Source organism: Candidatus Desulfolinea nitratireducens, from assembly GCF_982879505.1.
Map to the genome: position 1 here is coordinate 1,816 of NZ_CEYOSI010000095.1, position 10,576 is coordinate 12,391.

The 10,576-nt window shown below is 48.3% G+C and carries 13 protein-coding genes; 3 read left to right on the forward strand and 10 right to left on the reverse strand.

Features of this window, described 5'->3' with window-relative positions:
• Nucleotides 1-237: 237 nt before the first annotated feature.
• The 10 genes from eutJ to AC3DOM_RS09810 all read right to left on the reverse strand — a co-directional run bounded on the left by eutJ (nucleotide 238) and on the right by AC3DOM_RS09810 (nucleotide 9,203).
• Nucleotides 238-1,125: an ethanolamine utilization protein EutJ gene (eutJ, locus tag AC3DOM_RS09765; protein ID WP_487918867.1), complete on the reverse strand. Its 888-nt coding sequence runs from the start codon at nucleotides 1,123-1,125 to the stop codon at nucleotides 238-240.
• Complete coding sequence (gene eutM, locus AC3DOM_RS09770; RefSeq protein ID WP_487918856.1) at nucleotides 1,122-1,451, reverse strand: ethanolamine utilization microcompartment protein EutM; 330 nt, start codon at nucleotides 1,449-1,451, stop codon at nucleotides 1,122-1,124. The genes eutJ and eutM overlap by 4 nt, the downstream gene beginning before the upstream one ends.
• A gap of 180 nt (nucleotides 1,452-1,631) precedes the next feature.
• Complete coding sequence (locus AC3DOM_RS09775; protein ID WP_487918857.1) at nucleotides 1,632-3,101, reverse strand: aldehyde dehydrogenase family protein; 1,470 nt, start codon at nucleotides 3,099-3,101, stop codon at nucleotides 1,632-1,634.
• A 24-nt stretch (nucleotides 3,102-3,125) separates the two neighbouring features.
• Nucleotides 3,126-3,410: a EutN/CcmL family microcompartment protein gene (locus tag AC3DOM_RS09780; RefSeq protein WP_487918858.1), complete on the reverse strand. Its 285-nt coding sequence runs from the start codon at nucleotides 3,408-3,410 to the stop codon at nucleotides 3,126-3,128.
• 5 nt (nucleotides 3,411-3,415) lie between these two features.
• Complete coding sequence (locus AC3DOM_RS09785) at nucleotides 3,416-3,706, reverse strand: EutN/CcmL family microcompartment protein (RefSeq protein WP_487918859.1); 291 nt, start codon at nucleotides 3,704-3,706, stop codon at nucleotides 3,416-3,418.
• A 130-nt stretch (nucleotides 3,707-3,836) separates the two neighbouring features.
• On the reverse strand, nucleotides 3,837-4,517 hold the full coding sequence (deoC, locus tag AC3DOM_RS09790; protein WP_487918868.1) for a deoxyribose-phosphate aldolase: 681 nt from the start codon (nucleotides 4,515-4,517) through the stop codon (nucleotides 3,837-3,839).
• A 214-nt stretch (nucleotides 4,518-4,731) separates the two neighbouring features.
• Nucleotides 4,732-5,307 carry a ribose 5-phosphate isomerase B gene (gene rpiB / locus AC3DOM_RS09795; protein ID WP_487918860.1) on the reverse strand — a complete coding sequence of 192 codons (576 nt, stop codon included), beginning with the start codon at nucleotides 5,305-5,307 and terminating at the stop codon, nucleotides 4,732-4,734.
• A complete protein-coding gene (locus tag AC3DOM_RS09800; protein ID WP_487918861.1) occupies nucleotides 5,304-6,083 on the reverse strand; it encodes a GntR family transcriptional regulator in 780 nt (259 codons plus the stop codon). The genes rpiB and AC3DOM_RS09800 overlap by 4 nt, the downstream gene beginning before the upstream one ends.
• A gap of 163 nt (nucleotides 6,084-6,246) precedes the next feature.
• Nucleotides 6,247-8,706 carry an SH3 domain-containing protein gene (locus AC3DOM_RS09805; RefSeq protein ID WP_487918862.1) on the reverse strand — a complete coding sequence of 820 codons (2,460 nt, stop codon included), beginning with the start codon at nucleotides 8,704-8,706 and terminating at the stop codon, nucleotides 6,247-6,249.
• Between the two features lie 173 nt (nucleotides 8,707-8,879).
• A complete protein-coding gene (locus AC3DOM_RS09810; RefSeq protein ID WP_487918863.1) occupies nucleotides 8,880-9,203 on the reverse strand; it encodes a hypothetical protein in 324 nt (107 codons plus the stop codon).
• A gap of 12 nt (nucleotides 9,204-9,215) precedes the next feature.
• On the opposite strand from AC3DOM_RS09810, the gene AC3DOM_RS09815 reads away from it, so the two are divergent.
• The 3 genes from AC3DOM_RS09815 to mazF all read left to right on the forward strand — a co-directional run bounded on the left by AC3DOM_RS09815 (nucleotide 9,216) and on the right by mazF (nucleotide 10,426).
• Complete coding sequence (locus AC3DOM_RS09815) at nucleotides 9,216-9,611, forward strand: c-type cytochrome (RefSeq protein WP_487918864.1); 396 nt, start codon at nucleotides 9,216-9,218, stop codon at nucleotides 9,609-9,611.
• 217 nt (nucleotides 9,612-9,828) lie between these two features.
• A complete protein-coding gene (locus tag AC3DOM_RS09820) occupies nucleotides 9,829-10,071 on the forward strand; it encodes an AbrB/MazE/SpoVT family DNA-binding domain-containing protein (RefSeq protein ID WP_487918865.1) in 243 nt (80 codons plus the stop codon).
• Between the two features lie 4 nt (nucleotides 10,072-10,075).
• Nucleotides 10,076-10,426, forward strand: coding sequence for an endoribonuclease MazF (mazF, locus tag AC3DOM_RS09825; protein WP_487918866.1), 351 nt, complete (start codon nucleotides 10,076-10,078; stop codon nucleotides 10,424-10,426).
• Nucleotides 10,427-10,576: the final 150 nt, after the last annotated feature.

The following is a 10,576-nucleotide window of genomic DNA, read 5'->3' on the forward strand; positions in this document are numbered from 1 at the left end:
GTTTAGGTTTTTGTTCGTAATTTCTTTCCAAGACACAAATAAGACGATAGCGTATATGGAAAACTCCTAATCTTGATAAAGAAAAATCTTTTTACCACAAAGGACACAAAGGATCACAAAGTAAAAGCAAAATCTGATTTTTTTCTTCGTGGCACTTCGTGCTCTTTGTGTTTAGGTTTTTGTTCGTAATTTCTTTCCAAGACACAAATAAGACGATAGCGTATTCGGTCAAGATTATTAAATCTCTTCCGTAACATCGTGCATCGCAAAACCCAGAGGCGTGACAAAAAGCGGGCGCTCCGGTACGCTCGTGGGGACACCTGTGTACTGCTCAACAACATCTGCGATGCGAGGGAATTGGGTCGTGCCACCAACCAAAATCAATTGCTCGACCGTTTTTCCGCTTTCTTCCCGATAGATGGATATATGACGGGCTACAATGCTCGCTACCTTCTCCATCACCGGACGAATTGTGGGGAAAATCCGCTCCTGCTCGGCCGGGTCGATCTTTAGTGCCTCAGCTTCTTCAAAAGAGATGTCCTGCGCACCAGCGATAACCAGCGAAAAATGCGTGCCGCCCGTCGCCTCGTCGGCAGTGTAGACCACTTCTCCATCCTGCAAGATGGAGATGCCGGTCGTCCCGCCGCCCACATCCACAATTGCGCCATTCTGCATTTTAATCAGGGCATTGGCTGCACTCGGTTCGTCAACGAGATTGGTGCAGTGCATCCCAACAGCTTCGACCACATTGGCCGTAGCGCGACGCTCAACTTCTGGAACGCCAGGAGGATAGCCACTGGCCGCGTGGGTCAACTCACGGCCCAGCCTGTGCTCCACACGCTGCTTCATTTCCCGCAAACGGTCGACTGCGCCGATGAAATCCACCACCAACCCGTCACGGACAACCTCGGCAAACTGGTACTCGCCGATAATTGGTTGATGATTCTGATCGAGAACCACCAATACCAGATAAGCGGTGCCCAAATCTACGCCGACATGCAACTCCCCTTGGGGGATATTTTCCAGAGGTGGCAGTTGTCTGTCATCCAGATAGTGGATGACTTCTTCAGCGCGGGTGAGGGTTTCGAGCAGATCAGGCCGAGTAAGAATACCCGGCGTGACTATTTCTTCGCTCCGCCGCTGCGACCACCAATGCTGCCTTTGCTGCTCTCGGGCAGAATCATTTCAACGTTCTCATGCGGGCGCGGAATGACGTGTACGGATACCAGTTCAGCGATGCGCTTGGCAGCCGCTGCGCCTGCATCGGTCGCAGCCTTAACTGCGCCTACATCGCCGCGCACCATGACGGTGACAAAGCCGCCACCGACATATTCCGAGCCGATCAACTTGACGTTGGCCGCCTTGACCATCGCATCAGCCGCTTCAACAGCGCCGACGAGGCCACGGGTTTCAACCATTCCTAATGCAATGAAAGCTGGGTCTTGAGCCATAAGATACTCCTATCAAATAGTTTGATTTTTACCAGAATAAATCAATGAACATTCTTTGAAGTTCACCACAGAGACCACAAGTTTGAGCAGAATCAGACAACTCCTGTCGTCGAAACCAAAGTCTGAAGACTTCAGATTCCATCTCATTGAACTAATGTACTCTGTGCTGAATTCCAAAACTTATTGGACATTGAGCACCTCGCGAACGACTTCCTCGACCATCTTCGCCAGCAATTGCGGATCAGCATTGACATCCCCCGCCGGTACCGATCCGGGGCGTAAAGCTGCTTCGGGGGGCGCAGAGGTTTCATAGGCGAGACGTTTGACATTATAAAGGTGATGCACGTTCACGTTGTCCCCGGTGATCGCACCCCCAATTCCGCCAGATCCAAGGGTCAGGGAGGGCATGACTCCAGTGGTTAACCCAATTGCGCCGAGCGTCCCCATTGTGTTTACGCCAATCCTGAATACAGGTTTCTCCAATCCAAAGGCCATGATCACCTTTTCATCCTGGGCGTGGATCATCAAACTATGCCCACGACCACCAAAATTGATCAGCGAAAGGCTGATATCACAACCATCTTCCCAGCCATCGACTTCGTACCAGGCCAAGGCCGTTGTAAGTTTCTCGCGCGAGAGAGGCTCATCGTGACCAACTTTATTCACGCGCGCCACCAAAATCCGTGCAGTATTCGGAACTTCAAAACCCGCCATCGCTGCCAAATATTGGGGCGATTTACCCGTTGCTGCGGCATTGATCTCGCCATCCGGGTGGAAGAGAATCTTCCTCAAAGCCTCAGCTTGCGCCTCGTCCACGAAAAAGGCGCCTTCGGCTTGCATCAACTGCATCAAGCGTGCCGCGATCGGACGATCCGCAACAACAGCTTGTTCGGTTGCACAAATCGTCGAAAAATCAAAGGCTTTGCTGGAGACAATATATTTTGCAGCTTTCTCCAAATCCGCACTGCGGTCCACATAGGCGGGAACATTGCCCGGACCGACGCCATAGGCAGGTTTACCCATCGAGTGTGCCACACGGACCATCGGGCCGCCGCCTGTTGCTAAAATGAGTGCCACCCGTTTATGTCCCATTAATTCCTGGGTGCCCTGCAACGAAATTTTGCTCAAGGCATTGATCAGACCAGCAGGCGCACCTGCTTGTTCCGCGGCAGCAGCCATCAGATGAGCGGTGTCTGTCGTGCATTTTACTGCAAAGGGATGGGGGGCCAACACGATCGCATTACGTGCCTTGACCGAGATCAAAATCTTGTTGATGGCAGTCGAGGTCGGATTGGTGCTGGGAACAAGTCCGGCCACTACACCGACCGGCCAGGCAATCTCGTAAATCTTGCGTGCGACATCATGATTGATGACACCGACTGTCTTGATATCCTTGATACTCTCCCAAACGTGTTTGGAAGCGAATTCATTTTTCAGTTTTTTATGTTCCGGGACACCGAACCCCGTCTCTTCAGCAGCATTGCGCCCCAAACGCTCTGAGGCGGCATAAGCGGCCTCGGCCATCGCCTGGCAGACACGATCGACTTCCTCCTGGGTAGCCTTGCCCCAAATCTTCTGGGCTTCATAGGCACGCTCAACAAGACGGCGGGCTTCCTGAATGGAGAGAAGGTCCTTATCGGTAATCGTCATAACGCAATCCTTTTTCCGTTATTGCTAACGGCGGATGGTCCTTCCTTCAATATTCAAATGATCGATGACAGCCATAATGACTGCATCCACAGGGCTGTTTTTTGTAATCGCTGTCTGGCGTCCGCCAGAACCATGAGCGGTGAGGACCAGATCGCCAGCGCCCGCATCGAGTGTATCCACGGCAACGTAAGGTTTGCCAAAAACTTCGCCACTCTCATCAATTTGACGCAAAATGAGCAGCTTACGGCCTGTCAGTTGTTCATCCTTGATTGTCGAAACCGTCGTTCCAACCACTTTTGAAATCAACATCCACACTACTCCTTGCGAAAGACGACTTTATCGTCAACGTTGAGATGATCTATCACGGCCACAACGACAGCATCAACGGGGCAATCTTTTGTCAAATTCGTCTGACGGGCGCTGGAACCATGCCCTGTTAGGACCAATTCGCCTTCGCCAGCATCAACCAGATCGACCGCCACGAAAGGTTTGCCGATCAATTTGCCTGTGGGGTCAGTCTGTTTCAGGACAAGTAATTTGCGGCCCTGAACCTTTTCATCTTTGATGGTCGAAATTGCGGTCCCGACTACTCTGGCGATTAGCATTATATTCTTTCTTTTTCACAATTGCGGAATGTCTTTGCGAGGCAGTTTTATCGCCGAAGCAATCTCCAAAACAATGATGGAGACTGCCGCGTTGCAAAAGCCCGCTCCTCGCAGAGACATATAGAATAGATTAATAAGCCGATGTGCTCACTTCACCTTGAACAATTTTTACGCCCGCACTCGCACCGAGGCGGGTGGCACCAGCCTTGACCAAATTCTCGGCGTCTTCACGAGAGCGGACGCCTCCAGATGCTTTGACGCCCATCGTTGGACCAACAACACGGCGCATCAGCCGGATATCTTCCACAGTTGCTCCACCACCGGAAAATCCCGTCGAGGTTTTCACATAGTCTGCGCCGGCTTCCTTGGCCAGCAAACTGGCGGTCACTTTTTCTTCATCGGTCAACAAGGCAGTTTCAATAATCACCTTGACTATCGCACCTGCCCGATGCCCAGCTTCAACCACGCCCTGAATATCCTGTGAAACCAGGGTAAGATCCTGGCCTTTTAGCGCGCCGATATTAATGACCATATCGATTTCGGTTGCGCCATCGCGGAGTGCAGTTTCGGTCTCATAAACCTTCACGTCCGGAGCGGAAGCCCCAAGCGGAAAGCCGATCACAGTGCAAACCTTTACATCTGAGCCACGCAATAAATCGGCGCATAATTTGACGTGCCCGGGATTCACACAAACGGAGGCAAATTCGTACTTGCGCGCTTCGTAGCATAATTGTGCGATTTGATCGGGCGTTGCATCCGGTTTGAGCAGCGTATGGTCGATCTTGCTTGCCAAATCAAGATCATCGGGAATATTTCCCAACGTGGACGAGATCCTCTCTGCGCCCGCGCTGATCACGTGCCCGACATCATCGAAGCAAGTTTTGACCATAATGCCATCACTTTCTTCGATCGTGCAATAGGCACCATCCGGGGTTAGCTGAGTTTCCTGCTCTGCCAAAGCACGCAGTACCTCACGCGTCACAACCTCGACAATTTCTTCAACATTTTTCTGATTAATTTCCATATCAATTTCCAGTTTTCAAATATTTCTTTTCTATCGCGGTAATTTTATCTACACGCTTTCCATGACGTCCACCGCCGAATTCAGTTGCCAACCAAATATCAACGATCTGTTTCACCAGATTATCACCCAGCAAACCAGCTCCCAATGTCAAAACATTCGCATTATTATGCTCACGGCTGTTCACCGCAGTGGCATAGTCGTAGCACATCGCAGCGCGCACACCAGGGACCTTATTGGCGGTCATGCAACTGCCAATTCCTGCTCCATCGACTACGATCCCCCGACATGCTTCCCCTTGGCTGACTTTTTCTGCAACCGCAAAAGCCAGGTCGGGATAGTCGACGGATTGCACGCTATGCGTGCCGCAATCGACCACACCGAAACCTGCTTCCGTTAAATGAGCTTTGAGCATCTCTTTCATCTTGAATCCGCCATGATCTGCCCCCAACGCGACTGTTTTCATATCACATGGACTGATCCCCTGCGGAGATGCGGTCTCAGTACGCACTTCTTCACCGTGCATCGTTCGACGGACCACCTTATTTACCAGGGCTTTAAGTTCAGCATCCGAGATCATGATCGCTCCTCCACCTGAGTTGCGAAAACTGGCAAACGTCGAAAAACAAATTCATCCGCATCAGCCTGCAAGCGCAAATTGGTATAAAAGCGGAAGCGGTCTGCTCGCAACTCAGAGTCCACGTATTCTATCACTTCTCCCGTCTCCAAACAGGTTTCACGATGGAAAGCCAAAACAACCGCAGGCTTCGTTAGCTTAAGAAGGCGCGCAACTTCAGGTGTTGCCAGACTGGCTTCAATTTCCTGCTCAGCATAGCTCGGGGATTTTCCATAAACTTTTGATAAGGTCTGGTAAAGAGATTCTTTTGAAAAATCAAATTCCAGAATGCCAGGACATAATGCGTGAGGTAAATAGGCACGCTCAATCGCCACCGGTTCCCGATCCATTTCACGGACACGGTAAAGGAAAACCACTTCGGCACCAAGTTGGACACGTAAACGACGCGTCAAAAATGGATCGGCGCTGATCAGTTTTGCATCCAGGACCCGGCTGGTAATTGTCTTACCACGCAGCTCCATTTCCTGAGTCATCCCAAAAAGATATTCAGTGGTCTTACTTAGGCGGCTGTCAGTCACAAAAGTACCCAATCCAGCAATTGTCTTCAGAGAGCCATCGTTTGCCAATTCGCTCAATGCACGTCGAACAGTATTCCGTCCAACCGAAAAAGATTCGCACAGCTCATTTTCAGAGGGCAGACGATCATGCGGCTTAAGTTCTCCAGATTCAATCTGCTGAAGAAGGGCATCATAAACGATTTGATAGAGTGGTTTATCCATAATTTTTGGACTGCAATAGCTCAACTTATACCAACCTGTACCAACAGGTATGCCTGATTATAGCACTTTCCTCCCCCTGTTTCAAGTCATCGCCAAAAACCAAAAGCTCCTGCGAAATTGGCAGGAGCTTTTAGAAATATTCTGTTTGGAAAACTAACTTAATCTAGTCGACTATTATGGGGGGGGATCCTCCTCCGGGGTCAACTACACCACCACAGCTAAAACAAGGTGGAGGTTCAATTCCTCCGATGCCTCCCCCACCACCACCACCACCACCACCACCACCGCCGCCGCCGCTGCCACCGGAATCACCACCAGTGTTAACCGCTTCGCCACCATCACTGCTGTCATCAGGATCATTTGCAGGATTGCCAACCTCCTCAACCCCCTCACCCAGATGTGACACATCTTCGAGCCCGTCAGCCCACACCCAACATTTTTGGCTGGCATTCTTTTCAATAAAATACCATTCAGCAGTTGCGTTTCGTCCCAACACAATAGCAGGATCATCAGCAGGTCCAAAAGAACCAACTTTAGCGAAGTGTGTTCCAGCGCCACGGCGACAATTGGATGGTTGCTTGGCTGTAACTGTCAGAACTTCAGCTTTCTTTTCAGGCTGCTCTTCAGGCTGCGCAATCAAATAATCAAGTTTCGCAGTTTGGACAACCACAGCATTGCATCCTACCGCAATATTCTCGGGGGCAGTATTGGACATAAAGAACAGCGCAGCAAGACCAATGCCCGCAGTTAATATTGATACGCCAAATCCAACCCCAGCACCCATCGCCAGTTGTTTGGGTTGCTGGACGATGAAATCCATGATCTTCATGCCTGTAGACACTTTGTTCAGATAAAGTCCGCCAGCTAATAAACCTAATCCGAGTGTTGCCAAAATAGTAATGAAAGGATACGGGATGGGGATGGGACCTCCGGGAAATGGAATAATTAGGTTGTTGGGGGCAATGATGTTGTTTTGCTCATTCAAATCTCCATCCAAAACAGGCCGGCCTTGAGCATTATTTGGAGCAATAATATTAAAAAACAGTGTTTTGCTGGTGCCATCGGAAATATCACCGAGGGTTAAGTTGTTCGGTGCAATGATATTGTTTGGAGCGATGATATTCATCCGAGCTGAAATGTCGGCTCCATCGGTTCCCTGGTAGCCTTCAGATCCCGGTTGCCCGGTCAGGTTATTCGGGGCGATGATCCCATTCTGACCGACAATGCTCTCGAAGAAACCATTCATATCTATAGCATTGTTTAAAAAGATCCTGGCAGAGGACTGCACGGCTTCGTCTGGTTGACTGACTTTGCAGGATGTTTCCTGGACCAATAGCACTGGGTTGGATATCTTCGGGACACGCGGAACAAAAACGACATTAGCATTGACGGCATCCAGGGCATTCAAAGCCTCCGATGGAAAACCATCCAGGTCGGTTTCACTTTTCTTATCATTTGATTCGGCACTCGCTATTGGTTCGCACTTTATGCCTCCATCCGCCCCAGAATCATCTTTACAAAACCAAGCACTATCTTCATAAATACAGAAAAACTGTCCACCGTCTGACGTTTGCGATCCATCCCCTCCATCGAGCTCACAGACTTCATTTAAGTCATCCAGATCTTCATCCTTTATTGCTACATTAATTGTGACGGCCTCCAAAGCTTTCAGGGCTTCTCCGGGAAAACCATTCAGGTCGGTTTGACTTTTCTTATCATCTGATTCAGCTATTGGTTCGCACTTTAGGCCCCCCTCCGACCAAAAATCATCTTCACAATACCAGGCAGTATCTTCATGAACACAGAAAAACTGTCCACCATCTGATGTTGACGACCCATCCCCCCCGTCCAGTTCGCAAGCTTCATTCAAATCATCCAGGTCATCATCACTAATTGCCACAGCTCTTTCCAAAATAATTGCTTCTAAAGCATTTAGTTTTGGAAAACCTACTTTAAACCCGGAATCAGGTGTTGGGTAACAGCCAAAATTATCACAGGCAATAATATCGCCGTCATCAAAACGGCACTCATAGTAAAAATCGCCGTTCGGCATTCGGCTGGTTTCAGGGGTTCCACCGGCCAGTTCACAATCGCCCGAAAAATCACCAGGACTGTAGTCATCATCATTTTCCAACGCAACAGTTTGAGGCTTTTTAGCTTTTTGACCGGCTGTGGTAATTTCCACATTCAGCAAGTCCTCGAGGGGGAAATCCTCAATTTCTTCTTCCCTGGCAATAGTTGTTATGCCTGTAGCGCAAACCTCCTCAATGGAAACCCCGCCATTTGCGCCCACGGATGCTATTGATATCATTTCACCGTTCTCACATTCTGACGAATCTCCAGATGTAGTTCTTGATGGTTTTTGCGTATCTAAATCTAAGAGCCAGCCAGCATCGCATTGATCATCATAGGTGCAGAAAACATCTTCTTCAGTTTCAAAATCACAACCGATGCCATAATCCCATTCGAAAGGCAGGCCGCTATTGGCCCGGCAACCTTCAATAAAGTCATCCTCCCAATCAGACTCGTTAGACACGTCAAAATTACTACTACCTGCAAAGACAGAAACAGGAAAGACGAATAGAACTAATATAGATACCAATACCACTAAGTTTTTTTTCAAAATCGTTCTCCTGAGAATTATAAAAAAAATCGCTTATAAGAGTCATACTAAAACAAGAAATTCGGATACAATATGTCCGGATTTCTTGTTTTAGTATAGCACATTAATAAGAAGGGATCAGTTCATTGCAACAACGTTATCTTTCTATACATTTATCGATATACATAAATCAGCTATTTACTCTGCAATAATCCAATCAACCCATCGGCGATGACGCGGGCTATACGGCTGTTCAGCATACTGCCAGCTTCGCCTGATTTTTCACGCTCAGCTTGGGCTGTAGCGATCTGTTCAGGAGTCATACCAGTATCGCTACCACCACCTGGACCGCTCAAACCGGGAACCCCAGATCCACCCCCGCGTCCTTGACCGGGAACAAAACCTTCGGGTGGGGTTTCGCCGCCACCCAATGACAAGGCATATTCCTGCATGATTTCGCCCATGCTTTCCCGGGTAAGATGCATCGCGGCAATAGATGCGACTTGTTCAGTGGTCATCGTTTCTTCAATTTGAATAACCAACGCATCAATTTCTTCAACCGCAGCCGTGCCGCTCTCGTTCAGGCTGTTCAAAACCAGGCAGAAGAAATTGAGACCATCATTATCATGATCGATGAAAATCGTCTTTTTGAAGCCGAGTCTAGATTGGTTGCTCTATTGCCCCCGGCAGAAATGGGCAGAGCCTCATTTAGTACCAATTGCGCCCCTTGTCATGGCGATGACGGTAGTGGAGGCATAGGCCCGAACTTGCTCACTAATTCATTTATTCAGACTCAAGAGGATGAAGGTTTAATAGATTTCATTCTGGAAGGACGGCGAGGCACAGCCATGGATGGGTTTGATGGCATTTTAGGAAATGATGTAATCAACAACATCGTTGCCCTGCTGAGAGAATGGCAAGAATAGTTGAACTAGCAGATTATTTTTTAAGTACTCGTTTAAGTTTTGGCTGTATACTTTTTTTTCAAATATCCAATTTAGACGGTGGCAGTCCATAGTCCCTTAGACGGTCAAATGACCGCTGAACACCTAGTTGGCACGCTCCTTGCACAACAAAATAAGTTCTTGATTAATTGAGTGAATAGGTGTATCTTTATTGTAGAAACAAAAAGGAGATAACCTTATGCTCACAAAAGTTCAGAAATGGGGCAACAGTCTTGCCCTACGAATACCGAAAGCCTTTGCTGTTGACGCTCAATTAGAAAATGATTCATTTGTAGAAATCAGCATTGTCAAAGGCAAAATTATCATTACTCCAGTTCCTGCACCAAGTTGGACATTGAATGGATTACTGGCGGGAATTACTAAAGATAATCTTCATAACAAAGTTGATACGGGTTTTGCCGTAGGAAATGAAGTTTGGTGAAATTATGGCTTATATTCCCGACAGCGGTGACATCGTTTGGATTATGTTCAATCCACAAGCAGGGCATGAGCAGGCAGGACATAGACCAGCATTGGTTTTGTCTCCGAAGGCTTATAACGGAAAAGTTGGTTTAGCCATTCTCTGCCCAATTACAAGTCAAGTCAAAGGCTACCCATTTGAAGTTTTGATACCCAAAGGTTTAGAAGTCAAAGGCGCAATCTTATCAGACCAAGTAAAAAGTCTTGATTGGAAGGCCAGGAAAGCAGAGTTTAGTTGTAAATTGCCGCCTGACAATTTCAATGAAGTCATCAAGAAATTAAGCACTTTAATTCGTGAGCAACTTCAAGGCATGTAGAGGCTTGCAAGTCAAAAGCGTGCCAATTATGGTCGGTGGAGCAGTCACCCGCCCCCGTACCGTGCAAAAACCTCAACCGACAGAAAACAGGGCTGAAAAGGTGGCAAACCGACCATCCTTGAGACCAAGAAGGGTTTTCGAAAACGGTGA